Raw genomic sequence first — 24,999 nt, forward strand, 5'->3', positions numbered from 1 at the left:
ATTTGGTCTAAGATGTACTAACCGAAAATGGTGGGGCTGGAGAGACTCGAACTCTTTTTTGTATAATCTAATATAAACCAATAAAAAATTAATATAATCAAATCATATATTTATGTTTTTTCGTTTAAATTGATTTAAATAGTTTCTACGCTAACTGCGACAAAAACTGCGACATGATTAAGCTTTACAACCAACACCAATGTGGTCAGCAATGACGTCTGCAATCTCACGAGCAAGTGGCCATTTTTTAGCCTGATACGCAGCAAGCTCAGTTGGGTTGGAAATGAAGAATAACTCTAAAATAATACCACCTTCACGTACATAGCCAAGACGCGAATGTTGACCGCTATTTTCAGTCTTAAAACCACCTGCATTGCCGCGCACTGGAATACCTAACACGTCACTGACAGCTTCACAAAGTTTTTGGCAGATTGCCTTGTCTTTTGGTTGAGCAAGGGCTTCAACGCCACCAGCGGTTGGCAGATGAAATGCGTTGCAGTGAAACTCGATAGCAACTTCGCCTTGCTTGATGAGTTTAATTGCATTGCGCAACGTGTCGTTTTCGCTACCGTTGCCATCGGTGACTGCTTCAATACCCAAATCGCGTAGGCAATAAGCAACGATGTTGCGCATATCAGTAGTGATTTCTGCTTCAGTGACGTTGCCGGCAACCGCGCCAGGATCGGTATTAGAGTGACCGGCTGTAATAGTAACTTTTGACATGATTAGTCCTTTTTTAGACATTAAAAAAGCCCCAGATTGGGGCTGTAATTAACGTTGATTGTTATTTGGATTTATCTGAAATGCGTAGTGCGTAATGCAGAGCGTTGAGTGCGAGTAGACCGCGCCGGTAATGACTTGGTTTGACGTAAGGCTGGACAATCTCACTGTTTTTGATAGCTATATTTGTCAGCTGACGTGCTGTTTTGATGAAATTAAATTGCATGGTTTACTCCTATTATTTACCAAAGATTGCAAACGCCGCGTCTTTGATTTCTTTGATTACCTCAGCAATCGTTTTACCCTGCCACAATGCTACAGCTTGATAAACAATACCTATTGCTAACATGCCGAACACTGCCCAGACGAGCATGATTGCGCCTTGGGTCATGACGCTATAATCTTGATAACCCATAAATTCAATATGTGCTGCCCCGCCAAACAGCGAGATTGTGACAGCGATAGTAAACTTGATTATCACTGACATATTCACTTGTATCTTACCGTCTTTGCCAATGTCGCCTGATAGCATCAAACCAAATATTGCACCAATTACTGCCGCAAAAACTTTAGGTAGAAATACCATCAGCTTTAGTATGATTAGCTCTAAAAACGGTGTGTTCTGTGGCATAACGCCCCCTCAAATTTTTGACAAAAAAAAACCGCCTTAGTTAAAAATCAACCTATCTCTAATCCATTGCTTAATCCAAACTCTCTTGACAGCTTAACAATAGCTGCTTGTGCTTCTTCAAACGTAAAAGCCCGTGAGTATTGAGCAAAATAACCAATGTGCCCAAAAAACGTATCTCCTTTTTTTGTCATTGGACCGTAAGACCCTAGTCGCAGATGATCGTTAGCTGCGGGGGGCATATCTACATTATATTTTGTGCTTGCAGACTCGCCGAATACAGCAAAAGAATTTTCTCCGTCAAACACAAAAACCATGACTTGCGGTTCTTCGGATACCCTTCGGGTGTATTTTATAGTTGCAGCAGGCGTAGTATCTTGATTTCCTTCTCTAATATCCTTACCTACAGCCATTGTCATGTTATTAGTGCCAACATATGCTGAAACAGAATGATAGTTTCTGTCTGAGTACACACCCAGATCTGGGTGCGCTGTATCAGATGTATCACCTGAAAATATACGGTTATTTGCACCGTTTTGGGTATCAGACTGCACTAAACAGACGTAAGTTGCAGTAGTAACAACAGTGCCAGATTCCGGTATACTTGAGTCTTGAGCGATACCCTCGAATCCACTAAATTTAAGTGTTGGAAATCCCAACTCTTCGGTATATAAAGGAAAGTTTGGGTAGCCATCCACTGGCGAGCTGTAATTATAATTTAGGTTCTTATCAAATATTTTTTCAGATGGCGGTGCATAACCCAAGATACCTGCGTCGATATATGGCACTCTATCGCCATAGTTGTAAGTCTTACTTAGCTCTCTGACATCTATAACAAGTCTTAAATCAGATGACAAATCAGGTACTTTGCCGTAAATCGGATTAGCTATAGTGTCGCTGGCTCTAATAATTAATGTGTCCATTTTATCTCCTAGTACCATTCTTTGGTTTGAATAAACTCGATAAGTTTAGTGGTTATGTATTCGTCTGTTTCGTTATTAAAATGGCCATTATCCCTAGACAATGTTGGCGCTTTATTACCTAGAGCTTGGGCTGCTGCATCCGCTGAAATTTGCTCAGGAGTTCTAACAAAGCCGATTTCATCAAAAATGTTTGGGTCTAAAATGTACTGATTAACATCAAAAACAGCATCACCATACAATCTTTTGTATCGCTCATTACAGTCATTAACTCTATCTCTTATCTCACTGACGGCAGGCGTATCTCTATCATGGAAATGGGTCATCACAATGATGCGTTTTATCATGCTAGGGATATACTCAAACATAGAATTTGTCTTGCGTATGAGGCTACCCACACAGTCAACACTCGGTATGTTTTTAGTTAGGTTGTTTTTGCCGATCCAAGATATATGTACAGCATTTCTGAACTCATTGCCCTCATCGGGGATGATTTTCACTTCATCGCTAACAACTACCTCGTCACCTGCCACAGCTCTAGTAAATGTAAGCTCCTCGCCTGTATAGCCTATGCTTCCATACACACCGTCAACCCAACCGCTAATCTTGTTTAATGCTGATTGATATGGGAAATCATCAAGCATAGACACGTAAGAGACACCGCTTGCTAATATCTTGTTGCCTGCAAACGATAGTCGCAGCGGATTATTGCCAAAAAGCGCTTCCATTTGCTCAACCATTGCACCACCTGTTGCGGGAGAATAAAGCTCAATGTTGGCAGACAACGTCGGTAGTTTTGGCAAAAACTCAGCATACATACCAGCCGCGCTTGATGATCCGATAACTATCATTTTAGTCATATCAGGATAAACAGGGTTTAACGTGCCGTTTTTATAATAACTATCTCCTTTTTTTGTAGTTGAATCGCTGCCGTGTATTTTTGGCACCAAGTCAGGCATCGAGCCATCACTAGCGGTTGCATTATTATCAGAATTTCTTGTTGCCAATCGGCTATGCCAGTTATCCATAACCTTATCGTGTATTTGACCACTGCTATCTAGCCATATATCTGTTAAGTTGCCATCTCTGTCTGTAATAGCCATCAGTCCATTTAATGTGTCACTATCAAGCAGTCCGACACCTTTTTTTACCGCCGATACTGCGTCTTTAGTTAAACCACCGTCCTCATTGTTTGCTTGCAACCAAGTCTTGTTACCAACCTTATCGGTAATCGCAATTAAAACATTGTCGTCAAAGGACACGCTTTTTTCAACAAATAGGGTTTCAAAATTCTTCTTTGTGGTTTCAGCAACGGCCTCTGCTTGTGCAACTGGGTTGTATTTTGAGTAAACCCAAGCTCCATTAATCTTTTCATAAACTCCGTTTTTCGTTAGGTCAGTATCATTCGTAACAACAGCATAATCACCATCAACCAAAGCACTAGACGCTAGGGATATGTATGTACTGAATGGTGTTGCACCTAGTAGTCCGTTTTCAACTAATAATCGCGAAGCCATTGGTACTGACGCATACTCTTTGCCCAAGCGACTCACGATCACTTTATCTTCGTTTACTGCTTCTTCAAGCGTGTCAACATCAACATCAGCATTAACAAACTTTTGCATTGTAATCGGCTCTGCCATTTTTAAAGCTCCCACAAAAAAGCCTCCAATTAAGGAGGCGTATGTTTAATTTAGGCTATCAAGCCGTTAATAAAATCTTGATCGTTTGCGTAGTACTTATCCGTGTAGTTAATACACGACAGCTTGTGTGACATTGGATTGTCAGCAGGGTCTTTTGTTGTGATTATATAATTATCACGCTCAAGATCGTCATGTAGCACCAACTGATAAGTAGCACGTACTACGGCGTCCCAAGCTGTACTAAGGGGCTGTGAGGGCGCGCGGCTCAATATCACATCGTATTGATTGTCGCTTGGTGTACAGCGGATGTTATCGACGATACCGGCAACGGTTTGTACAAACACCGTCGCCTGAGTTTTATCACCAAAATTGGCTGTGCTTGATAATGTCAAAACGAACTGACCAGCGCTATTAACTTGCAAGGCCTCAACTGCGCCTTGCTGTGTATCAGCGCGATTTTGGTCAGCGACATTGATTTGGTTCGTTGGTATCACAAATCCTGACTCATCGGCTGCGGTAAAAGAACACGTCTTATAAGCGTGTTGATTTTTCCAGTGCCGGCGCATCATGTGCATATGCGCTTGAACTTTATTGCGCACACCGACCAAGTCCTTATTTTTGGTGTCAAAGTTGGTTGCAGATCCGTCATCGGGATAACGCAGTGTAACTTTCGCGTCGTCCACGGGGTCGGTATATGTCACTTCGACGCCGTCAAAGCCGTCACGTGGTCCAAATGTCTCACTATACTCAAAGCTGTCTGGCGTAATACTGTGACTGTTAAATGTCGCAACTGGGTAAGGCTCAGGACGCTCAAAGTGCAGACAGACTTTATTGTTAATGCGATAAGCGGTAAAAAATCCTGCCATCGCAACCGTCTGTATCATCTCTTCAGTTGTAATGTCCTTACTATCAAACGTTCCGCAGAACTGAGCACACAAATCAGTGCCAAAGTAAGCAATCTGCGCGTCAACTTCGGCCTTTATTTGCACCATATCCAAGTCATCAGCAGTCATATTGCTGGTTACTGGGTCAGTAGCAATGTCATATATGATGTCATCAATACGCTTTGATGGAATAAGTGCATCATTATTTTGCCAGTCACGCTCAAGACGCTGCGATAGCACAGTAAGCTTACGCTCTTTGAGCGACAGTGCGCCTTCAGTTGCGGCGGCTTTACTATATATTTTGGTAAACCCTGGTGCAGCATCGGCAGCAGTCATCAGCCTTGCGCCATAGAAGTCTGCTACGCGAATATCTTGCACAACACTGAAGCCTTTAGATGTTATAACCCGACCATGCTTGCGGCGTGAGCGCCAGCGCAGTCTTTTGCCTGTCGCCATGTTTGCATTTTCAATCTTGATTGTACTGGCGGCAGTCTGCGCAGCATCGGTGTTGCTGACATGAGCGCCTGACCACCAATGGTTGCCATCGCGCCAAACGCCTAATCCACCATTGTTTGCATAATCCGTGTATTTAGAGCCATATATAATATGCGTATCGATTTGCAGCGTTCCTGGCACTGGATTATTTGTGCTATCAATAATTTCTGACTCAATTTCGACCTCAATACCGATGGGTTCAAACGTCTGACCATCGGTGATATAAAGCCCGCCTGATGATAAAAAATTAACCATCACGAACTCATGATCTTTTTCGCTTGTGTAAAACCAGCCCTGCCACAAGCTGTCAGATTGCGTGCTAGCGGTTGTTTCTATCTCAGCCGTGTAATCTGCATTGTCAGCAAGCTTTTGCCAGTCTGGGTTGATGGTAGCTGGGTTTGATAATGTGATCTGCGCTTCTGTTAGGGCGCTGATGGTATAGACACCGCTTAAATTATAGGTAGTCACTGGACCGACAAGAGGTGGATTAGCCGGTGGGTCACCTTGATCTACTGGGTCAGTGATACCATTTGCGGAGTCAGCAGGATTTGTCTGTACAATGGTGATTGCATCTCCTACCTTAAACTGACTGACAAAGTTAAAGCCTGATTGCTCTATGATGCCACCGGCTCTAAAGACGGCTTTGTCTAATGTCAGATAGTTATCAGTAGGCGGCAGGAGTTGCCCGTTTACTGAGGTATAACGTTTGGTTGCGAAACGGGATAAAGCGGCCTCATCTGGCGTAAAGGCACTGCCAAACTGATACGCGGGTGTATCATCAAGGGTGCTGTTTGCATCAAAGACCAAAACACCGCTGCCAAATACTTGATCAAGAGGCGTTGTATCGTCCAATGCCTCTGTCACTAAGTACCAGCCGCGGCCAATCCACATATAAGACATCTCGATGGCACGGCCATCAATGTAGACAGTATAAGTCGTTGCAACTCGGTCAGGTACAGACCATACCTCACCGTAAATTTCTGCCACTCGGCCGCCCTGGCGCAGTCGATTCGTGCGCTGCGCTAAGGCATTGTTAGGGCTGGGCGGCGCATTGGTTGAGCCAGTCGGCACCACAGGCATGGGCATCAACAGAACAGCCGCGACTGTGATAAATGCCGATACTAATATCGGTATCCATGTCTCAGGCCCCGCAGGATAAGTGACGACATAGATAGTCCCGCCTTTATCATTTAATGCAATGATATCGTCAGGCGTGTTGGGTGTCACGTCAAAGTCAGTGTCCCATGTTTCGTGATACCAGTAGGTATTTGGTGGCTGTCCTTTTGGGTAAATGCCAGTAACAAGTTCAAATAAATCTTCACCGCGCACGATTTTACAGTCAGAGTTGTCGCAGGCATAAGACATGGGATTGCGGACAACAATCAGTTCGATATTAGAGTGCATAATATTTTATCCGTCCGTGTTTTAGCGCTGCAATATGTGGTGGTACACACTGCGGTCCCGATTCAGTCATATGTATAATTTTAGCCTGGTGGTAAATACCAGCGTGTAGCTCTTTGCCATGCATCAACACCAAGCACGGGTCGATAGGGTTATCGAGCGGGGCAAACTCTTTGAGCTTTGCAGTATTAACTTTGCGTTTGGTGCGTCCAGTCATCAGGTCGGCAACATAGACGCCCATATCCCGGCCAGTAATATCGCGATAAATATCAACGGCAAAATGTAGGCAGTTATAATTGTCATCGTCATACCGCTTATTGTCGTAGTCAGATAAAACAAGCATTAGCTAGCGCCTCGCAATGTCGGAACCAAGTCAATAGTAAATATGACGCCGGTGCTGGTTTTATTCAGCTGCTTTGCTTGGCACTTGAAGACAGCGCCACGCTTCTGCGGCTGATTGTCGGTTATTTCTAAGCCGCGCACGCTGGTCATTGGTTCGGTTAAGTCGCTCGTTAGATACACACGATAGTTAAGCGTTGGCCGTGTTGTTGAGTGTTGGCCACGGCGCAAACGATCAATCTCAAAAGGCATGATCTCACCGACATCACCGATACCAATGGTAAAGCTTTGTTGTAAATTGTCGGCTGACTGACCTGCCCGGATCGTTAATGGTAAAGGCTCATAATCACGGTAGACTTTGTCTTCGTAGCGCACGCGCACACCGTCGGCATGATTGCGTACAAAGCGATAGTCGCGGCTGAAAGATGGATGCTTAATTTCGATACACTCAAGGCGTATATCGTCATGGCGACCGCGTAACCAATACTCCATCTCTTTAATGGTTGCCATTACAGACCTCCTAGTGCATCTGGTAGATCTTCGTTGACAAGTTTTGCCAACTTTTGGAAGTAAAGTTCGATTTGGCCTTCTGTCATTTGATATAAGGTTGAGATTAAAATATCGTTGTCGATATCATATTTGATGGGCTTAGCAACCAGTGACAACTGAACGGTAAATATCTGGTCGCCAAGTGGTTGTACTGGCATAGAGTCACCAACAATGCGGCACTCATACCACTTGTGATCAACGTAATCTAATAGTAGATATGCTAAAAATGGCAGCCCTTCGTAAGCGCGTGTGAAAGCTAAGAAGTACTGCCACTGTGAACGGACACATTTATAAGTGACGTTAGCTCGATGCACTTTCCCCACACTATCTTTACGTTCACGTGGCAGGCCAACGATGGTTTCGGTGCTAGCAACATTACGCGAAAGACTGAAGGAGTAACCATCACGCAGCGGTTTTAGCATGAACTTTGGTATGTCTGCCATGATTTATCCTAATTTGCGCTGTAAGTGATAGTTGTTTTTGAGTGCCTGATTAGTTGCACTGTAGGGGTCGTTGATTTGTTGTGCCATCGCTTGTGGTAGACGCTGGTCTAGCCGTTTATCGATACGCATTTCGATACTGCCATCGTTATTGACATTGGTGGCCACATCTACTGGAGCATTATTTGTCATATAAATAATGACACCCTGATTGCGTTTATTGCTCTCATACGTACCGTTATTCATCGATTCAAGTTCTGATCGATATTTTGTAGTCGCGGCGGCATGTGCAACAAATTCTTTACCGTGGACGGGCCCAACTGGCATATTGGTAGGATAGTCGCCCGTATAACCGCCTTTCATAAAACCTTTCGGGTTTAGAGCTTGAATGGCGGCAGGTATGATACCTGTTTGCAACGTAGTAGTAGCAACGGCAGGTATATTGGCAGGGAATGGGGCTGATCCCCATGCTTTTGCGATAGCGGTAAAACTGGCAGATTGCGCACTGGCAAAATCAAAAGCTTTTTGAATCAAGAACATGCCTTTATAGCCTTTGCTAGTCTCTCCTAAAGCCATTCCAAATAGGGCGGTGATGCTGCCTAGATTAGCGGCTTGCCGTTGCAGTTCCAAATCTTTGGACGACTGATTGAAGTTCTCTGTCAAGGCTAAGCGTGCTTTTTCAGCCTGTGCTTTTTTGTCTGTATGCGTCTGCTCATACTTATCAACAATAGCCATCTTTTTATCGTATGCAGCGCGCAATTTTTCCGCTTCAGTCTGAGGGCCATTTACGTCTAAGCCGTCAAAATCCACACCGATAGATTTTTTATCAGCTTGGTACTGTGCGGCTCTACCAGATATTAAATCAGTCGCCTTACTACGCATTTTATCGCGTTCATCTTGCCATTTATCAAACCTTTCTTTTAGTGCATTAGTAGCTTTCAGCTGTGATTCTAGTTGTTGCAACGCCTCGGCTTGTTTAACCCATTCATTAATACGAGCCTGACTAGCGCCTTTAAATTTGCCAGCGTTGATATCGTACATTAGGGAAGATAGTTCACTAGTGTTGCCAAATAAAGCAATGCGTTTTCTAAAGCTATCAATACCGTCTTCAACAGCTTTGGCAGCTTGCTCGGCCATTCGCTGAGCTTCGGTGACGACCGCCTTAGCACCTTTTTTTATGCCAACGGCCATGCCTTCTGCAGTCTGTTCTCCAACTGTTTTCATGACACGAGATGGTGAACGGATGTTAAGAACGCTCTTAGCTTTAGCGACAGCACTTGATGCCATGTTACCGATTGCACTAGCGACACCACTTGCGCCTGCTTTTATGCCGTTAATTAAGCCATTTATAATTTGCTTGCCGATTGTCAGCATTTTGCTAGGTAATTGACTTAATGCAGTTGTGATACTTAAACGGATACTATTAAATGCTGTTACTGTGTTTGTCTTAATATTATTCCATGCATTGCTTACTGCTTGTTTTGCAGATTCAAGACTGGATTTTATCGAAGCTGTAATAGCAGCCCATTTAGTGTTAGCCCATGCGTTTATCTCATCCCAATTTTTGTACAGAGCAACGCCAATAGCTATCAAACCTGCAACAGCGACAACAAGAATACCAATAGGACTAGTGACAGCAGCAAGCGCAGCGCCAAATGCCCATGTTGCAGTGGCAGCCACAGTGCTGATCGCGCTCCATGTCACTGTGGCAGCTGTCATTACGGCCGTAGAAACGGAAGCAGCAGTCGCAGCAATAGAGCTGGCTATAAGCGCAGCATTGTGAATTAATAATATTGCAGATACACCGCCTACAACGCCGCCAAGTACCATAAATAAGGCTTTGTTTTCGCTAATAGTCTGCTTTATGGTTTCCCAATGTTGATAGACAAGCACACCAGCCGCAACTAAAGCACCTAATGCAATGATAGTTAGTCCCATTGGACCAGCTAGAGCGACATAAGCCAATTTCAAACCGTCAATTGTAGTCTTCGCCGCTGTAAAACCATCAACAGCAAGCTTTAAACCAACTGCTGTAGCAATTAAAGAACCGCCAATGAGTGTGATTTGTTGAATTAATTCAGGATTAGCAGATGCCCAGGTGCCTATGGTTGCGACCATAGGTGTCATGTTTAGTAGTAATTCATTTAAAGCTGGTATAAAGGCTTCACCAACACTGGCGACCACACCATCGATGTTGTTCTTAAATAAGACCATTTTATTAGCAGTTGTGTCGCTGATTTTTTTAAACTCAACATCCATTGAGCCAAAGTAATCCTTGGTTGAGTTGACCGTTTCACCAAGTAGTTCCCAGTTATTTTCTAGTACGCCCACACTGCCTGCGAGCATGGTAATATCATCGCCGAACTCCTTACCGATAATTAAGGCGTTCGTGCCGATGCGTTTAGATTCCTCCAGATCATTAATAGCATCAAGATAAGTAATAATTGCTTGCTTACCATCAGTTGCTACCAGTTTACTAAAATCATCAATATTTAATCCTAACTGCTCAAATCCGATCAACTGAGACTTAGTCGCATAGTCTAATGTAGAGAATGATGTTAGTAGTGAGTTGACTGCGGTAGAGGCAACTTCAGCTGGTTTACCCATTGCAATCAATGCACCTGTTAAGCCTAATGTTGCATCCTCTGACAGTCCATAGACTTTGGCGACACCGCCAACACGTAGCAGTGAATCAATGAGCTGGGCAGCGGTAGCAGGAGTGTTATTGGATAGCGTATTAATCGCATCGCCAAGCCGGTCAATATTTGCAATTGGTATCTGAAATACATTAGCGATCTTTGCCATACTATCTGCAACTTGCTGAGCTGGCAGATCAAAAGCGACACCCATTTTTGCCATCACTTCGGTAAAGTGAACTAGGTCTTTTTCTGCGATGCCCAGCTGACCGCCAGTAGCCGTGACGGCCGCTAATTCTTCAAAAGTCTGCGGAATCTGCGTGGTCAATGCTTGCAACTCTTTACGCATATTTGCCAAGCCGTTGCTAGTTGCAAATTCTACGGTCTTATCAATCTCAGCCATTGAGCTTTCAAACGACATGGCTGTTTTGATTGATAATGCGCCCATACCAGCAAGCGCGGCGCCAACTCCCAGCGCCATTTTGGCGGCATTGGTGCTGATATCATTGAACGCTGACTTGCTGTTTTTTCGTGCTTTGCGTAGCTCGTTATTATAGTTGGCAGTATTTGCCTCCATGATTACTTGGATTCTACTCAGCACCGAAGCCATGACACCCTCCTATGATTTACTTGCAGTTTTTTGTTCGTTGACTTTCGATGCTAAGAAATCTCTTAACGCAGAGACTTGTTTATGTGCTTGTAGCCTTTTTTCACGCTGTCTTTCTTGTTCTTTTTGCTCAGGTGTTAACAATCGGTGGTCATATAACATAAAATCTTTTATGGTTTTCTTGTCTTTACCTGCGTAATTTTGCATACGCAGAGAGGCAAAATGCATGTCTAATAATTCCCCACCAAATGGCTCTACGTACAAGTTAAAAGCTTGCCACTCAGTCAGCTCACGCGCGGTCATATTGTTTTCTATCCACTCGACCGTTTTGCCCAAATGAGCGGCTAGCCTGAACTTAAATATACGTAAAGGGTGGGCTATTAGTTTTTTGTGACTTCTTCTTGATTTTCAGGTTTTAGGGCATTGAGCTCGCTTGAGAAGTCATAGACTTTTGAGACAATGGCTGCGGGGAAGCCTTTGACCATTTCGATATCGTCATCATTAAACTCTAAGACACCATCGGCATCACAGACTGAATAGACAAAGATAGTGGCTCGAACACCATTTGTTTCTACTTCTTTTTGCATCAGCCCTTCCAATCCCTCACGCTCAGCAGCACTCATCACTTTGATGTATACGTCACCAAGTTCAGGGATAGGCAATATTTTTACGCTGGTTTTTAATTGCATGAAATCCGCTTTACTTAGTACTTTTTTAGAGGCTTGTTTGGTCATTTGATTGCTCACTTATGATTTAAAAATAAAGAAAAAGCGCAGAGCTGGTTAATGCTCTACGCTTTTGATTAATGTTGACGCTGGTTTATTTGATTACTAAGGTGTTTGGGTGATTTCTGAACTGATGACTAGGACACCCTCAACTTTGAGCATGTCTTTTTGTTCTGCCATAAGATTAAATTCTTTAACCATACCGTCAAACACGTAACCTTCACTGGCGGCGGCAGGATCAATAAATTCAATTTTATTTTTAATGACCGTGGAATTTTTGTAGGCGGCTTTCAATTCCATGTGCTGCGGATCGGTCGGTACATAATACAAGGTGAACGGTATTTCTGATGTCTCTCTAAAGTTGGGCACTGCGTTTACAGTAGAGGTGGCATCAGTCGGCGTGACATCGACGACGACTTTAGTCAGCTTGGGCATCTCCATTTCATTTAAAAACTCTACTTGGTTGAACGTAGGGACATCATCAGTCGCGATGCTCCATTTAAACTGCACATTTACTAATTCATCAGCGGATATAGCCATAATCATCACTCTCTTATTGGTGGTAGGGTAGGGTTGCTTAATTGGTTTGCCAGATATGACACTCGATGCTTTGTCTGTATAACCCAGACTTCTCATCGTGGAGGTATTTACGGCTGTCGTAGTAAAACGGCTTTACGTTATCTTTCAGGATATTGATCATTTGATTGGTGGTGTCTTCACAGTCGTCATAGTCGTTGTGATACACATCTAGCTGCATATAAGCCAATTCTCGACCTGTATATCCTGCTACGACATTGGTTGCATTGGTATTGAGTACGGTATAGACCAGATACGGTGTGCCTGTTTCGCCCTCTGGTCGGACCAATGGATAGACTTTATCGTCAAAAAATGCGCCTAGGACGCTATAGATAACCTCGCTTGCTTTCATTTATTACGCCTTTTTATCCAATCATGACTTTATCAATTTCAGCTTTGAGCACTTCTTTAAACCTTTCAACGCCTTCTTCGTGTTTACTGTCTGCGGCAGGTCTGATAAATGGGGTAGGTGCGATGCTGCTGGTCCCTGTCTCTAAAAAATACCAATAAAAGCCTTTGGCTGAGACAAACAGACCAACTGAAGGTTTTGCGGTGTATCGCATTTGCTTGGATCGGATTTGTTTTTTTAGCACGCCTTTATCGACGGGAGCGAGGCGTTTGGCTTCTTTTTTAATGGGTGCGATACCAGCGTTCAGTGCTTTTCGCATGACCTTGTTTTTGGAAGTGTCGATCAACCTATCAAACTGTCTGTCTAGCTGGTCCAGTCCATCTATTCTGATCGATGCGCTCACGATGAATCCTTATTTTGGACAATAAAAAGCCCCATCGGATGATAGGGCTATTGTTACGGTCGATTAGTCGTAGTTAGCGACGGTTCAGGGGTGAGAACTGCGTCATGTTATAAGCACGTGAGGCTTATATTTGAATGGTTTTATTTATTGTTAAATATATTATAAAGCAATCTATTCCATGCTAAACCTAAGTCAATAAAAGCATAGGCAGTCGTTGCGGTATGTGTTTCTAAAGCTAATTGCTCAAGCTCATCAATCCGGCTGTCGATACCACATCTTATGGTTTTTAACATCATAGTTCTCACTCATACTTAGAACTTAATAGCTTACCATCTTCGTCAAACTCACACATTGCAGTGTGTTTTGACTCAGCATTGAATTGATTTTTTGCGTAAAACTGGAACCATAATTCGTGATTAGTTTCTTTTTTATATTTTAGGTTGCTGTGGATAATATCCATTGATCGCGGATTATTTAGTTTAGCTTGTATATCAACCTGACAGTCGGTAAGCAACTCGGCCTCAGATCTATCACCTAGATTAGGTATACCGCTAAGTGTATTTACTTTCTTTTCTTCTGGCTCGGTTTCAGTATTCTTTACTTCGCTTGAGCCGCAGGCTGTTAGAAATAAAGCTATTGATAATGCTGCGATAGTCTGCTTCATTGTTATTACCTGACTAATAGTAAAATAATGTCTGAGTATATTACGAGTAACAACATTAATCTATCAATCACAGAAACAAACTAGAAATAACTAGCTATTTGTTTTTGTACGACACACTACGATTTTTTTATTGTCTTTTGGCACGGGCATTATCCCTAGTACTTCATAAACGAAGCCACTACCATCTAAAACCTGTATCTCATCACTTGCTTTAATGTCCGTTGCCGTATCGACAAGTATTTTTGCATCTACTGACGATCCAGCGGCATGACCTTCTACAAAGTCCCGAGTGCTGATGGGTAGTAGCTCACACCACGTCTGTGGCATGACGCTATTAGTAGACTTAACGGCGCCAGTGGTGGTTCTCGTTGTGATTTTTCGCACGACACCAATTGGTGTACTAAGCCGACCTCGGCTAACCTTTGCCATTTTAGACTCCCCATTTACGATATTTATTCAACAACCGGTCAAGCGCACGGTTCATATGTAACTGTTCTGTTTGCTGTGCTTCACGATTTTGGTATAAGTCGCCAATGATGAGTAGGGCAGCATGTTGTAAGGATTCTGACAATTCACCAGTCGATGTTAAGCAAATGTCTTCTGTCAGCTCACGATCCAGTTCGTCAGCTATCAAGCGAAATGACGTTGGTATAAGACCGGCAATATACGCATCATCTATCTCATGTGTGACATGCAAGTGTGACTTGGCTTGCTCAAGCGTGATGGATGCAGTGATCATAGGTGATGCCTATATTGAGTTAGGATAAAAAAGACCGCTGGTAGACTTGCCACCAGCGGCTGGTAATAACGGTTTCAACTAATAGTTATCTAATCTTATGGCCCGACGTTAACTAGGTCGCCCGTCACAGCTGCATCAGGCATGACGACGCCAAAGGCGGCGCGCATTTCAGCACGTACCGTCACTAAGTTTTTGCGGAAGTTGTCACCATCTTCAGTAGACAGCTCAACGGTCGCATCTTGGCGAATATAGCCTTCAGTTGCCATGGTGATGTTGCCGACCCAGTATTTGCCAACTGGCATCGATGGTGACTGGCTAACCGCCAAGCCCCAAACGAAAGGTTGAACGGCCGCGCCTGGTGAACCAAATAAGTAATGGCCATCGGTGCCTTTAGCCTGTTCAATCTCTGCCCAGTCTTGCGGGTTCAGAATAACCGTCTCAGGAGGTAAGAAGTTAGCATAAGCTTTTGCTTTTGCAGAACTGATGGTATCGATAGCATTGTCGTTGGCAACGATGGTCAAGCTGTTGCCAGCTTTCATCAGGCCTTTGAAGCTTTTGGTGTCGCCATTGATGACCAGATATTCAAGCTTTAGACGCAAGCCGTAAGACATGCGACCTTCGATATAAGCAGCCAGTGCCGGCGCATCATCTAACACCTGATTGCTAACACGTACCCAATGAGCAATAACGTCAATTTCTAATGAATCAGGACCAAACGTAAGGCTTGATTCAGGCTTAAGCTCACCTTCAGCCACGATATCAGCCATGAAGGTGACAGCACTTTCACGTACATAAGGAATAAGTGGTACTGACGTTGGTATCCAATTGATCATGTTGACCAGCGTCAGCGGATTACTAGCGGGGTTAATTATTCTGGCATCGTTGATGTTGCCAGCCGTGTTGATTGTGCCAAGCATGACGGTGTTACGTGCAGAGACACCATCAATCTGTACTTTGCCACGTGAATGCTTAATTGCTTTAATTTCTTGGCTGATACCTTCATTGCGAGAGAGTAGGCCACCAATGCTGTTTGCGTCTAGCTCACCGTCTTGGACACCGCGTACCATCTTTTGCTCAAACTCTTCAAAGCGGGCTGATAGGTCACCGACTTCTTTTACACTGTTCTGTAGCTCAGTGATAGCATCACGAGTTTCTTTGTCATCTTTGTTTTCAGCAAGTAGCTTTTGCTTTTCTTCGATAAGCTTGTCGAGTGTGGTTAAGCGACTTTTGAGCTGAGTCGCAAGTTTTTCGTACTCATCTTTGGAGCCACCAGCATCACGAGTCATGACACCCGCACTAGGCATAGCGCCAGCAATAGTAGTAGTTTTAAAATCGCGCATAATATTTTCCTTTAGGCAAAAAAATAGCTACCAAATGGCAGCTTTATTGAGGGTTTGGTTTGGGTTACTTATCTAAAAATGCAAACGGATCATCATCTTTGCTAGTATCATCAGCGCGAGTGCCCATGATGCTATCGAGTTTGGTAATAAAGTGCCTTGCATCAGCTTGGTCAAGTCCGAGCTGGGTCAGCATGTCACACGCATCATGTTCATCAGCTAAGTTATTGATTGTCTCTACTTGGCGATTGATACGAGCACTACGGTCACTAGGCTCATCAACGACGCTGATTTCGAATAAATCTGCGCGTTTAATCAGAATATGGTTGTCTTGTTCTTCATAATCCATTTCAGTCGGATTATAAAAACAGATAGATAAGCCATCAACTGTTTCATGGCGTAGCATTGCCTCAACATCGGTTGCTAATCGAAGGCCTTGGGTCAGCTCTCCTTTTACTAATAGGCCAACGTCATCTTCTTCAAAACCAGTCCATTTGCCGATTCGCATCGCTGATGTAGTATCAAACATATTACGCCAGCCATGGTTATAATACATATGTACTTTTTTAGCTTGTGATTCAAATAGTGCAATCATATCTGCAAAAGCGCCACGCGCAAATTTCTCGCCATGCAAGTTGATGCTATCCCATTTAACTGCGTAACCATCGAAAGTATGTGTAGTAACCCCGTCTTTGTCAGGTTCAGCAAACCGTATCTTTGTATCGACAATAGGCATGCGTCGCGTACTAACTGATTGCAGCAACTCACTGCGACCATCGCGACAGTGCAGCGTTTGCAGTGAGTGTTTATTCATTGCTTGTATCCTTTGTTTGGTCTAGTGAAGATTGTTTAGCGACAACACTAAGTGGTGCAAACCCTAATTGCATATAAAGATCATCGCCACCTTCTTGTGGCTTCCAACCTTCAGCTCTGCGTATTTCATTTGGCGTACGCTGACCAGATGTAATCTCAGTGTTATACATCTCGACGCGTTCTTTGCGACTTGATCTCAAAATTGCGTCAGCATCAATTTCAAATTGGTATTTGTCCCAGTCTTTACGGGGAATTAGTGTAGTCAACATTGATAACTCAAGGCGCTCAAGGTAGGGCCGCAAGTTAAATTTGTGAAATGCTTCAATGATTGCTGAGATACCAGTGCCCCAGTTGCTCGATTGCGTACTGTCATTAATCAAAATACTAGGCACGCCGAACATACGAGCGATTTCTTCTAAGCTAAAACGGCGCGTGGCCAAAAGCTCAATGTCTGAGGGTGTTAGGCTAATAGCCTCAAACTTCATATCAAGTGGTAACACTGGCATAAAGGTTTCATCGCCGCTGGTTAATTCGCCCATTTCATCGCGAAGTGCCTTGCGTTGTTCGGCAGTTGGTGAGCCCTTTGTCATCAATGCGCCGGTTGGCTTGGCACCATTACGCATGAGTGACGTTATTTTATCGTCTGATGCATCTGCTACAGCGACGGCTTTTGCAGCGTGTTGCAGCGGTGATAAGCCTTTTATGCCGTTACCAAACAACTTAACATGCCAAATATCAGACTCTATGTAGTCGCGGCTAAATGCAGATGTAACTTGATGACGATAAGTAAGCTCATCATTCTTTAAAATGACAGTCATGTTAGAAGAGTTAATGATATCTAAACTGAGAATACGAGAGTTTTTATCACCTATCCTGGTGATCCTGACGTATGCATTGCCATCGCTGACCAAGTTGAGCATCAGTTGTTCCATGAACTCGATGCGGTTTTGCCGTTTATTGGGTTTATATCTCAGCAATTTCATGACGTCATGATCTGCTTTGGTATCTAAATACCCATCTTTGTCCTTTGTATATAAATCAATGGGCATACTAGCGATGGTTTCAGCTAGCAATCTGATCGATGCAAAGACCGCTGTGACTGTCATAGCACTATCAAAGGTGACAGGTTTGGCAGTTTTAGTGACAGTGCGAGTAGCGTTTTGGTTGCCGTCAATGGGGTCACGCGGCGCGTAACCAAACCATGCAGCGACGGTTTGTATGAGTGCCATGTTATCCCCTAAAGCTTACAAAGTCGTTTAAGTAGTCGCCAAGCTGTGTCTCAAAATCTTGGCTAGGCAAGTCGCCCGTTTCATCATAGTATTGGGCGCGATTAGTCGCGATAATTGCAGCAACTGCGCCATCAATTTTGCTAGCGTCTGATTCTTTACGCGGGAATATGTTGTCGTTAGCGTCTTTTTTGACAGTGACGTTGCCCATACACCAGCGCAGGATTGGATTGCCATCATGATGAATACGTTTAGCTGCTAATAGAGCCCCAATATGTTTCATTGGTTCGCTCAAATAAGCGACGCGCTGTGGCACTTCAACCATATTTAAACTCTGCTCATTAAGTCGCATTGCTAGATATGTTGCATTAAAAGGGTCATACCCTGTTTCTTGCATGTCGAAGCATGCTGCATCTGCAATAATGTCACGCTCAATACGTTCAAAGTCTGTGATATTGCCATCAGTGACCGTTAGCCAGCCTTGACGTTCCCATTCGATAAATCGTTTTTGATTAGGGTTATTAGCGTTGTCTAGCTGTGCACGATTGATATAAAAATCTGCAAAGAAATAATAATGCGATTCATCGTCTATTTTTTTGACAAATAATTTAATACGCGCCGCTAAATCAACTTTAGATGCTAGATCAAGGCCGCCAAAGCATGGATATTTATCAAACATACTTGGCTGAAAAGCCTTGTTTGCCGCGTCATCCCAATCTTGAATGTTGAGCCAACCGCTGCGAGCAGCTACCCAAACGCATAAATGCTTGGTCAAGAAGTCAGCTTGTGAGTCAGGGCTGATAGCAGCACGTTGATATTCCGCTTGCAGCGCTTCTTTGTGTACTGATACGCCGTAGTTGGGATTGGCTTTGCGCCAGCTTGCAGGGTCACGCCAATCATCAGCGTCATCTATCGTGTAAATAATGCCGAAGTAGCGGTCATGGGACTCAAGTCCTGATAAAACCTTAGTGACCAACGTGCGCTGCTCATAGCAAACGCCATCTAAGATAAAGCCAGCTGTCGTAATAGCAAATAGCAAGGGCTGTTCACGCGCTCCCATACCCGTTGCCATGACCTCGTAAGTATCGTTTGATTTGTGCGCGTGCAGCTCATCAATGATAGCGCCATGAACGTTGAGTCCGTCCAAGTTGCCACCGTAGTCGCGGCTTAACGCTTTGAACGTGGATTCAGTCGAGACAGAGCTGACTGCATGAGCTGCGACGCTTATACCCATTGCTTTTTGCATATCTGGGCGTTTTCGCACCATGCCCTGTGCGACTTCAAAGACGACACGCGCCTGGTCGCGAGTAGTAGCGGCTGAGTAAACTTCAGCACCCATCTCCCCGTCAGCGAAGCACAAGTAAAGCCCAATACCAGCAGCGAGTGTAGACTTAGCATTTTTACGAGGTATTTCAACGTATGCATAGCGAAAGCGGCGTTTGCCGTCAAAATCTACCCAGCCAAATAAGTTGGCCACAATGAATATTTGCCAAGGCTCAAGTAGTATCAATTCACGCTTGTTTGCCAGCTCACCTTTGACGTGTGGCAGCAGCTCTATGAATCGGCAAGCCTTCGCAGCCAGCTGACTATCAAATTCAAACTCAAATGCAGATTCATTCTTTGCGCGTTTAAGATCCGTTAGGTGACGTTGACACGCCTGACGCACATAGACACACGCATCGATAGTGCCGTCGATTACATCCGTTGCGTATTGCGCCGCGATATTAGCGTAGGCAATAACATCGGACATAGTTTTTTAACCTTGTTTAAACTCCCCAAATTCACTATCGCCAAATAAGTTACCTTGAGCGACATCGACTTTGATACTGGAGCGTGCAGCAGGAGATAGACCAAATTCGCGGCCCAATGATATAAGCTGTTTTTGTAATGTGTTACGAATGCTGACCAAAGCAGTCTGTACTTGAAAACCGTTAGGCGTTGTGCCAATCCAAGTATCAACATTCTCAAGCTTGGTACAGACGTCACCATAACGGGCCGACGTCTCGGCATACGCGCCAAATAAATCACCATCAATAACTGATAGCAATCCGAGGGCGACTAATTGAGGCGCTATCTTGTCCCACTGTTTGCGTGATTTGGCGTCTAGCCAATCAGGGCAGGGTGGTATAGCCAGTGTTGGTTGAGCAGCGTTGTTGGCAGCTTCACGGTCGCTACGGACACGGCTGCCTTGCAACACTTTGAGCTGCGTTGGTTTGCGTGGACGAGACATAGTGTCACCTGAGAACAGTTATTTTTTGAGGGGGTATACCCCCTATAGGGTTTTGACCATGCGAAAATTCTCTTGGGGGCGGTGGTCGTGGAGGACAATCGTGTTTACTTTTTACCCCACCCTGCCTTGAGCTGGGCGACATCATAATCAGATAATTTATTATCGATGGTCGTTGTTTTGATTGAGTGACATGAGTAGCAAAGAGGCTGCCAGTTTGTCTGATCCCAAAACAATTCCTGATTGCCGCGATGCGGTAGGATGTGATCGACTACGTCAGCGGCTCTAATAATTTCGTTGGCTTTGCAATGTTTGCACAGCGGATTATCATTCAGAAATAGTAAGCGAGCTGAGCGCCATCGGGCATCGTATCCGCGCTGAGCAGATGACGGTCTGTTGTCTATACGCTTAAGCTTGGCAGGTTCGGCTTGCTTGATTTGCGTGGCTTTTTGATGTTTTGGCTTGGGCTTATGTAGCTTACAAACACCATTGGTACCAGTACTGGCGTTGCAACCTGCATGGCTGCAAAGCGTAGTAGGCATCGATGGCATAAGGATTGCTCATAAAGAAAGCCCACTGCGGGGGCAATGGGCTTAACTGGTAATGTTTGGTTGATGCTGCCGTGTGCTTTACGATTAGGCAGGAACTTCGAATATGAGAAATCTTAAGGTAATCTGTCCGAAAACTCAAGTAGCCTCCGAGTAGCCGACGACTTGTAATTTTGTTGCAGACCATACAGCGCGTGAGTTTGCGTTGATATCTTTTAATATAAAATTAATATGATCAGATAGTTTATTGTCAGACCAAGTTTGTTTTGCAATACCAGCAAATGCAGCTCGCTCGCTGTCTGTCCAAGCTGAACCAAGTGCAGTATTAATCGGATACTGACATTCTGCCAACGCGGTGCAGACTACTTTATCAATATATCTTTTTCTTATTGCTTGCCTTGATAGCTTGTCTGAGTAGGATGCTGATAGTCGTGCTTGGATAGCCGTATCAAAGCCGTCGTTCAGATAATGATAGCAGTCAGACTCAATAGGTGTGATGTTTGCAAACGCTTCAGCAGCTGCTCGTAAGTACTCTTGACGCATGATAAATATCCCCCGTTATTTAGATTCAATATAGGATCGTGTGCATAGTTACGTCAAGATGTGCATAGTTGATTTTAAACTATGCACGTCTGAACCCTTTGGTATTACTGGCTTGTAAGACTGATGTTCATAGTGTGCATAGTGTGCATAGTTATATTTACGCACGAGGATAAAAATATTTTGTTGTTATCATAGGTTGATAATAAAAATAAATTATTTCCCGCGCGCGCATACGAAAAACCCTGCACACTATGCACAGGGTCGCTATAAGCTATATACGGTAAGGGCTGTAGACGTGCATAGTTGTATTTTAAACTATGCACATGGGGTGCACACTATGCACATGGTTGGCTATTTGGGGTCAAGTTTATGACCGATAGCGTTCTTCATGACCTGTATTTCTTTGCCAAGCCACAGTTGTTGGTTGGCTGCGTCAGCTGTGGGGAACATTGTTGGCATCTTGACGGCAATAACAGTCGCTTGAACTACTCGATTGACAGCAGGCAGTTGGTATCTTAGCCGCTCTTTGTGTTCACGTCTACCAATATATGTCATTAATTTGGTTTTAGTAGTGCCACGTTCACCACCTTTACGGCACCAGTACTGGTAGTAGTCATACAGATCGTCAGTTAAGCAGCTGCAATAAGGTATACCGGCTTCGCCTATCACCCAATCATCGTAGAATACTTCCCAGTTTGGTTGGCTTAATCGAATGAGCTGACGTTTGCTGTTGGTCATAAGCGCAGGTGTATGCGCTGTCTGGTCTTTTAAGTCTGTCATCATGAGTAGCGTATAAAAAGCACGTAGCATCTTGTCATCGGTATCAGATAGAGCTGATGCGACTTCATTTAGGATGGGTGCGGGAATCTTTTGTTGTGGATAGCAGACTACATGACGTCTATCGTTTTGCTCAAGTGATAGAGGCATCATGTTATTGGATAAGAATATCGCATTAACGAAGTTGTCTTGCTGCCAGCCACTCATGAATTTCTTGCTGATATAGATTGTGTTGCCCGTGATGAGCTGCTTGACCATACCCATCTGTGAGTAGCGGTCGCTGCCACTGAATATCTCTTCAAAAAGTGCATAGAGCTTATTAGACACCCAGTCGTTGTACTGAGATTCAAGCTGACCTTGTCCAAGCGTGACAGCATAGTCGCCATAGATACGTGACATGATGCGGTCAAAGAATAACGACTTACCAGCACCTTGTACTTCGCCATGAAATATCAATGCGGTATCGAGCTTGGTACCAGGTTGCTGTAAGGGTATGGCCAACCATCTAAGCACCCATTCGTAAACTTCTTGTTTGCCTTCACACAAATGTAGTAGTAGGTCCGTGATCGGCTTGCACATAGTGGCTGCATCACTTAACTCAGTCTCGATAGGCTTAAGCGGTAAGCCGTCAAACGTGTTGATAGCGATATCATTAGGGTTTTTGGGTTGTTTGGAGTGAGTTGGGTCGAACCAGATATTGTCAGCTTTTACTGTTGTGCGTGATTCGCTTTTTAGCCAAATCTCATACTCATTGGGCCATGCTAGCTTGATAGTGTCCACTGGTAGTCTTATGTGCTCAACGTCGTCCCACACTTCTTTTGTGCCATATATGAGAAAGTAGCGGTCAAACATTGATTTTGCTTCAACCGCTAATAGCTCGTCTCGGTCTTTGCTAACGTCTGCTTTACTAATCTTTTCGTGCTTAGACTCCCACCAACGCACCGCTAGTTTTTTATTGCCGATCTCATTGGCGAACTGAGTTTTTGTATACTCAATCTTATTTACGATGTCATAGACTTTATTGGTTACTTTGCCGATATCGGTAATTTGAGCGTATTGCTTGAGCATGTCAGCCAAGCGCATATCTTGTTCAACATCAGCGGGTACGTTGCCATTATGTGAGACAGTAGGCGCATCAACAACACTATGATCATCATTGGCAGCTTGAGTGACGATTGATTTGTTAGCTACTGCATGTTTGATTTGCCGCGCCACTTCGTTGAGTCCAGCGGTTGCTGCGAGGTCGTTAAAATCTGAGTGTTGTTTGTCTTGCATTACGCTGCGTCCTTATCTATATCTACTACATCAAAACTGGGTATAACCAATTCGCCATTAACTGCTATTGCTGCCAGTTTGCCATCACGTATGCCTGCATTGTACTCAACAAGTGGCTTTGGCTCTTTGCCGTCTACTATGTCCTTATCACGCATCTTGAGTGCAGTTGCACTATCGTCATCAGCGCAGATGATAATGCGATGATCAGGATGTTGAGCGCGGATTGCTTTGGCTACTGGTATCAAATTATGGGCGTTGAAAGCTACAACTACAGGTAGGCTATAGCTCATTGCATCAAACACAGTTGCACCAGTTGCATAGCCTTCGCAAATTAGTATCACACCCGCGCCAAACATAGGGCTATTGCCAATCGTAAAGTAAGCGCCACTCACTAAGCCGCCTTTTAGGAAAAGCTTTTCGCTGTCAGGTGCGATGGTTTGTACATTGACCAACGTAGTCCCTTCGGTTGTTATGTTGTAGTACTGCATGGGTATGATTAGATTGTCGCTGTCATCTTTACGTAAGCCGATAGCTGCGACATTTTTGCGTAATAGATAAGGATGGTCATCGGTTGCGGGTTTTGCATTATCCCAAATACTTTGAGCACGGCTAGCAGCATCAAGACGGGCTTGTCGCTTCTCAGCTTTCTCAGCTGCTTCACGCTCGACTTGTTGTGATTGCCACTGTGCGCGCTGCTCATCTGTCACTTCACTAGTCGCATCAAGTCCGATAGCGCCTGCTATCAGCTTATTGGTCTCATAAACATCAAGACCAGTGAATTGCTGCACGAGCATAAAGCCATTACCAGCACCACATTGTGAGCATATCCAAGTACCCTCACCACGTTTGTCATCACAACGGAATCTATCAGAGCCGCCACACATTGGACATGCTTGATGCTGATGTGCAGGTTTAGTGAAGCTAATGCCAGCAGCAGGGAATATATTTGAGACATAATTACCGACAGCTGCTGCGCGAATGGCGTCAAAATCAAGCGGGGTGCGTTTATCTGTCATTGTGTCTCTCCATGTTCCGTTCAGCATTTTTTAAGATGGTTTGAATATGACTAATCAATGCGTGACCGTCTTTTTTCATACTTGCATATTCGTCAGGTTCGATGACCTTGTCAGCATAAGCGTCCAATGAGGTGCTATTAAGATCCGCGAACTTTTGACCAAGTAATGCAATATCAACCATCTCGTCGCATTGGTTGTTGTCATCAGGCAGCAAGAACCATCCAGCGTTACCATGCGCGCAGCAGATAGCATCCATTATTAGAGATGATTGAGTGCTGCTTAATAGTTGCTCAATAAGCACAGGTGAGCAGGTATGAGATGTGCGCTTGGGATTTACTTGTAGCGCGGTAGTATTGTAATTAAGCCCAAACGTCTCACAGATACCGCCAAGTGTACCGCGTGGTTTCATTGCAGCTTGATAGATTGCGGCTTCCAGATCTAATACGCATTTCTCGGCACGCTGTGCGGCTGTGTATTTTTGTTTCGACATATTGCCCCCGTTATTGTCGTTCTTTTATT

Annotated in this window: 29 protein-coding genes; all 29 read right to left on the reverse strand. The window is 44.2% G+C overall.

What is annotated here, in order from left to right:
* Positions 1–177: 177 nt before the first annotated feature.
* The 29 genes from L0G63_RS02945 to L0G63_RS03085 all read right to left on the reverse strand — a co-directional run bounded on the left by L0G63_RS02945 (position 178) and on the right by L0G63_RS03085 (position 24,970).
* Positions 178–723, reverse strand: a complete 546-nt coding sequence (locus L0G63_RS02945) for an N-acetylmuramoyl-L-alanine amidase (protein WP_301449320.1) — start codon at positions 721–723, stop codon at positions 178–180.
* A 61-nt stretch (positions 724–784) separates the two neighbouring features.
* On the reverse strand, positions 785–946 hold the full coding sequence (locus L0G63_RS02950; protein WP_301449321.1) for a hypothetical protein: 162 nt from the start codon (positions 944–946) through the stop codon (positions 785–787).
* A gap of 12 nt (positions 947–958) precedes the next feature.
* Complete coding sequence (locus tag L0G63_RS02955; RefSeq protein ID WP_240215394.1) at positions 959–1,351, reverse strand: hypothetical protein; 393 nt, start codon at positions 1,349–1,351, stop codon at positions 959–961.
* Positions 1,352–1,398: 47 nt separating this feature from the next.
* Complete coding sequence (locus L0G63_RS02960) at positions 1,399–2,271, reverse strand: hypothetical protein (RefSeq protein ID WP_301449322.1); 873 nt, start codon at positions 2,269–2,271, stop codon at positions 1,399–1,401.
* 8 nt (positions 2,272–2,279) lie between these two features.
* Positions 2,280–3,911: a hypothetical protein gene (locus tag L0G63_RS02965; RefSeq protein ID WP_301449323.1), complete on the reverse strand. Its 1,632-nt coding sequence runs from the start codon at positions 3,909–3,911 to the stop codon at positions 2,280–2,282.
* 50 nt (positions 3,912–3,961) lie between these two features.
* Complete coding sequence (locus L0G63_RS02970) at positions 3,962–6,694, reverse strand: host specificity factor TipJ family phage tail protein (RefSeq protein WP_301449324.1); 2,733 nt, start codon at positions 6,692–6,694, stop codon at positions 3,962–3,964.
* Complete coding sequence (locus L0G63_RS02975; protein WP_301449325.1) at positions 6,684–7,034, reverse strand: hypothetical protein; 351 nt, start codon at positions 7,032–7,034, stop codon at positions 6,684–6,686. Before L0G63_RS02975 ends, L0G63_RS02970 begins: the two co-directional genes overlap by 11 nt.
* Positions 7,034–7,540, reverse strand: coding sequence for a DUF1833 family protein (locus L0G63_RS02980; RefSeq protein ID WP_301449326.1), 507 nt, complete (start codon positions 7,538–7,540; stop codon positions 7,034–7,036). Before L0G63_RS02980 ends, L0G63_RS02975 begins: the two co-directional genes overlap by 1 nt.
* Positions 7,540–8,022, reverse strand: a complete 483-nt coding sequence (locus tag L0G63_RS02985) for a hypothetical protein (protein ID WP_301449327.1) — start codon at positions 8,020–8,022, stop codon at positions 7,540–7,542. Before L0G63_RS02985 ends, L0G63_RS02980 begins: the two co-directional genes overlap by 1 nt.
* A gap of 3 nt (positions 8,023–8,025) precedes the next feature.
* Positions 8,026–11,265 carry a phage tail tape measure protein gene (locus tag L0G63_RS02990; protein WP_301449328.1) on the reverse strand — a complete coding sequence of 1,080 codons (3,240 nt, stop codon included), beginning with the start codon at positions 11,263–11,265 and terminating at the stop codon, positions 8,026–8,028.
* A 9-nt stretch (positions 11,266–11,274) separates the two neighbouring features.
* The gene (locus L0G63_RS02995; protein WP_301449329.1) at positions 11,275–11,565 is read right to left on the reverse strand and encodes a hypothetical protein; all 291 of its coding nucleotides are present in this window, start codon (positions 11,563–11,565) and stop codon (positions 11,275–11,277) included.
* A gap of 77 nt (positions 11,566–11,642) precedes the next feature.
* Positions 11,643–11,996 (reverse strand): hypothetical protein, encoded by a 354-nt coding sequence (locus L0G63_RS03000; protein WP_192518887.1) that lies wholly within the window; start codon positions 11,994–11,996, stop codon positions 11,643–11,645.
* A 96-nt stretch (positions 11,997–12,092) separates the two neighbouring features.
* Entirely contained in the window at positions 12,093–12,527 is a 435-nt protein-coding gene (locus L0G63_RS03005; RefSeq protein ID WP_192518888.1) for a hypothetical protein, read from the reverse strand.
* Positions 12,528–12,564: 37 nt separating this feature from the next.
* The gene (locus L0G63_RS03010) at positions 12,565–12,915 is read right to left on the reverse strand and encodes a hypothetical protein (protein WP_192518889.1); all 351 of its coding nucleotides are present in this window, start codon (positions 12,913–12,915) and stop codon (positions 12,565–12,567) included.
* Between the two features lie 13 nt (positions 12,916–12,928).
* A complete protein-coding gene (locus tag L0G63_RS03015; protein ID WP_192518890.1) occupies positions 12,929–13,315 on the reverse strand; it encodes an HK97-gp10 family putative phage morphogenesis protein in 387 nt (128 codons plus the stop codon).
* Positions 13,316–13,455: 140 nt separating this feature from the next.
* Complete coding sequence (locus L0G63_RS03020) at positions 13,456–13,611, reverse strand: hypothetical protein (protein WP_301449330.1); 156 nt, start codon at positions 13,609–13,611, stop codon at positions 13,456–13,458.
* A gap of 5 nt (positions 13,612–13,616) precedes the next feature.
* A complete protein-coding gene (locus tag L0G63_RS03025; protein WP_301449331.1) occupies positions 13,617–13,979 on the reverse strand; it encodes a hypothetical protein in 363 nt (120 codons plus the stop codon).
* 90 nt (positions 13,980–14,069) lie between these two features.
* On the reverse strand, positions 14,070–14,408 hold the full coding sequence (locus L0G63_RS03030; protein WP_301449332.1) for a head-tail adaptor protein: 339 nt from the start codon (positions 14,406–14,408) through the stop codon (positions 14,070–14,072).
* A 1-nt stretch (position 14,409) separates the two neighbouring features.
* Positions 14,410–14,718, reverse strand: a complete 309-nt coding sequence (locus L0G63_RS03035; RefSeq protein ID WP_301449333.1) for a head-tail connector protein — start codon at positions 14,716–14,718, stop codon at positions 14,410–14,412.
* 95 nt (positions 14,719–14,813) lie between these two features.
* Positions 14,814–16,058 carry a phage major capsid protein gene (locus L0G63_RS03040; RefSeq protein ID WP_192518894.1) on the reverse strand — a complete coding sequence of 415 codons (1,245 nt, stop codon included), beginning with the start codon at positions 16,056–16,058 and terminating at the stop codon, positions 14,814–14,816.
* Positions 16,059–16,122: 64 nt separating this feature from the next.
* Positions 16,123–16,869, reverse strand: a complete 747-nt coding sequence (locus tag L0G63_RS03045; protein ID WP_301449334.1) for an HK97 family phage prohead protease — start codon at positions 16,867–16,869, stop codon at positions 16,123–16,125.
* On the reverse strand, positions 16,862–18,097 hold the full coding sequence (locus tag L0G63_RS03050) for a phage portal protein (RefSeq protein ID WP_301449335.1): 1,236 nt from the start codon (positions 18,095–18,097) through the stop codon (positions 16,862–16,864). Before L0G63_RS03050 ends, L0G63_RS03045 begins: the two co-directional genes overlap by 8 nt.
* Position 18,098: 1 nt before the next feature.
* Positions 18,099–19,844: a terminase large subunit gene (locus L0G63_RS03055; RefSeq protein ID WP_301449336.1), complete on the reverse strand. Its 1,746-nt coding sequence runs from the start codon at positions 19,842–19,844 to the stop codon at positions 18,099–18,101.
* A 6-nt stretch (positions 19,845–19,850) separates the two neighbouring features.
* Positions 19,851–20,324 (reverse strand): phage terminase small subunit P27 family, encoded by a 474-nt coding sequence (locus tag L0G63_RS03060; RefSeq protein ID WP_301449337.1) that lies wholly within the window; start codon positions 20,322–20,324, stop codon positions 19,851–19,853.
* Between the two features lie 104 nt (positions 20,325–20,428).
* Positions 20,429–20,872, reverse strand: a complete 444-nt coding sequence (locus tag L0G63_RS03065; protein ID WP_301449338.1) for an HNH endonuclease — start codon at positions 20,870–20,872, stop codon at positions 20,429–20,431.
* Between the two features lie 135 nt (positions 20,873–21,007).
* Positions 21,008–21,412, reverse strand: coding sequence for a hypothetical protein (locus tag L0G63_RS03070; RefSeq protein ID WP_301449339.1), 405 nt, complete (start codon positions 21,410–21,412; stop codon positions 21,008–21,010).
* Between the two features lie 351 nt (positions 21,413–21,763).
* Positions 21,764–23,464: a primase-helicase family protein gene (locus L0G63_RS03075; RefSeq protein ID WP_301449340.1), complete on the reverse strand. Its 1,701-nt coding sequence runs from the start codon at positions 23,462–23,464 to the stop codon at positions 21,764–21,766.
* Positions 23,464–24,480 carry a primase-helicase zinc-binding domain-containing protein gene (locus tag L0G63_RS03080; protein ID WP_301449341.1) on the reverse strand — a complete coding sequence of 339 codons (1,017 nt, stop codon included), beginning with the start codon at positions 24,478–24,480 and terminating at the stop codon, positions 23,464–23,466. Before L0G63_RS03080 ends, L0G63_RS03075 begins: the two co-directional genes overlap by 1 nt.
* The gene (locus L0G63_RS03085) at positions 24,470–24,970 is read right to left on the reverse strand and encodes a phage regulatory CII family protein (RefSeq protein WP_301449342.1); all 501 of its coding nucleotides are present in this window, start codon (positions 24,968–24,970) and stop codon (positions 24,470–24,472) included. Before L0G63_RS03085 ends, L0G63_RS03080 begins: the two co-directional genes overlap by 11 nt.
* Between the last annotated feature and the right edge of the window lie 29 nt (positions 24,971–24,999).

This window comes from Psychrobacter sp. (assembly GCF_030454045.1).
In the GTDB taxonomy this organism is placed as follows: Bacteria; Pseudomonadota; Gammaproteobacteria; order Pseudomonadales; family Moraxellaceae; genus Psychrobacter.

Bases quoted from the DNA above. Each gene is read 5' to 3' on its own strand.
- L0G63_RS02945 (WP_301449320.1), bottom strand. From the start codon at position 723: ATGTCAAAAGTTACTATTACAGCCGGTCACTCTAATACCGATCCTGGC.
- L0G63_RS02950 (WP_301449321.1), bottom strand. From the start codon at position 946: ATGCAATTTAATTTCATCAAAACAGCACGTCAGCTGACAAATATAGCT.
- L0G63_RS02955 (WP_240215394.1), bottom strand. From the start codon at position 1,351: ATGCCACAGAACACACCGTTTTTAGAGCTAATCATACTAAAGCTGATG.
- L0G63_RS02960 (WP_301449322.1), bottom strand. From the start codon at position 2,271: ATGGACACATTAATTATTAGAGCCAGCGACACTATAGCTAATCCGATT.
- L0G63_RS02965 (WP_301449323.1), bottom strand. From the start codon at position 3,911: ATGGCAGAGCCGATTACAATGCAAAAGTTTGTTAATGCTGATGTTGAT.
- L0G63_RS02970 (WP_301449324.1), bottom strand. From the start codon at position 6,694: ATGCACTCTAATATCGAACTGATTGTTGTCCGCAATCCCATGTCTTAT.
- L0G63_RS02975 (WP_301449325.1), bottom strand. From the start codon at position 7,034: ATGCTTGTTTTATCTGACTACGACAATAAGCGGTATGACGATGACAAT.
- L0G63_RS02980 (WP_301449326.1), bottom strand. From the start codon at position 7,540: ATGGCAACCATTAAAGAGATGGAGTATTGGTTACGCGGTCGCCATGAC.
- L0G63_RS02985 (WP_301449327.1), bottom strand. From the start codon at position 8,022: ATGGCAGACATACCAAAGTTCATGCTAAAACCGCTGCGTGATGGTTAC.
- L0G63_RS02990 (WP_301449328.1), bottom strand. From the start codon at position 11,265: ATGGCTTCGGTGCTGAGTAGAATCCAAGTAATCATGGAGGCAAATACT.
- L0G63_RS02995 (WP_301449329.1), bottom strand. From the start codon at position 11,565: ATGACCGCGCGTGAGCTGACTGAGTGGCAAGCTTTTAACTTGTACGTA.
- L0G63_RS03000 (WP_192518887.1), bottom strand. From the start codon at position 11,996: ATGACCAAACAAGCCTCTAAAAAAGTACTAAGTAAAGCGGATTTCATG.
- L0G63_RS03005 (WP_192518888.1), bottom strand. From the start codon at position 12,527: ATGGCTATATCCGCTGATGAATTAGTAAATGTGCAGTTTAAATGGAGC.
- L0G63_RS03010 (WP_192518889.1), bottom strand. From the start codon at position 12,915: ATGAAAGCAAGCGAGGTTATCTATAGCGTCCTAGGCGCATTTTTTGAC.
- L0G63_RS03020 (WP_301449330.1), bottom strand. From the start codon at position 13,611: ATGATGTTAAAAACCATAAGATGTGGTATCGACAGCCGGATTGATGAG.
- L0G63_RS03025 (WP_301449331.1), bottom strand. From the start codon at position 13,979: ATGAAGCAGACTATCGCAGCATTATCAATAGCTTTATTTCTAACAGCC.
- L0G63_RS03030 (WP_301449332.1), bottom strand. From the start codon at position 14,408: ATGGCAAAGGTTAGCCGAGGTCGGCTTAGTACACCAATTGGTGTCGTG.
- L0G63_RS03035 (WP_301449333.1), bottom strand. From the start codon at position 14,718: ATGATCACTGCATCCATCACGCTTGAGCAAGCCAAGTCACACTTGCAT.
- L0G63_RS03040 (WP_192518894.1), bottom strand. From the start codon at position 16,058: ATGCGCGATTTTAAAACTACTACTATTGCTGGCGCTATGCCTAGTGCG.
- L0G63_RS03045 (WP_301449334.1), bottom strand. From the start codon at position 16,869: ATGAATAAACACTCACTGCAAACGCTGCACTGTCGCGATGGTCGCAGT.
- L0G63_RS03050 (WP_301449335.1), bottom strand. From the start codon at position 18,097: ATGGCACTCATACAAACCGTCGCTGCATGGTTTGGTTACGCGCCGCGT.
- L0G63_RS03055 (WP_301449336.1), bottom strand. From the start codon at position 19,844: ATGTCCGATGTTATTGCCTACGCTAATATCGCGGCGCAATACGCAACG.
- L0G63_RS03060 (WP_301449337.1), bottom strand. From the start codon at position 20,324: ATGTCTCGTCCACGCAAACCAACGCAGCTCAAAGTGTTGCAAGGCAGC.
- L0G63_RS03065 (WP_301449338.1), bottom strand. From the start codon at position 20,872: ATGCCATCGATGCCTACTACGCTTTGCAGCCATGCAGGTTGCAACGCC.
- L0G63_RS03070 (WP_301449339.1), bottom strand. From the start codon at position 21,412: ATGCGTCAAGAGTACTTACGAGCAGCTGCTGAAGCGTTTGCAAACATC.
- L0G63_RS03075 (WP_301449340.1), bottom strand. From the start codon at position 23,464: ATGCAAGACAAACAACACTCAGATTTTAACGACCTCGCAGCAACCGCT.
- L0G63_RS03080 (WP_301449341.1), bottom strand. From the start codon at position 24,480: ATGACAGATAAACGCACCCCGCTTGATTTTGACGCCATTCGCGCAGCA.
- L0G63_RS03085 (WP_301449342.1), bottom strand. From the start codon at position 24,970: ATGTCGAAACAAAAATACACAGCCGCACAGCGTGCCGAGAAATGCGTA.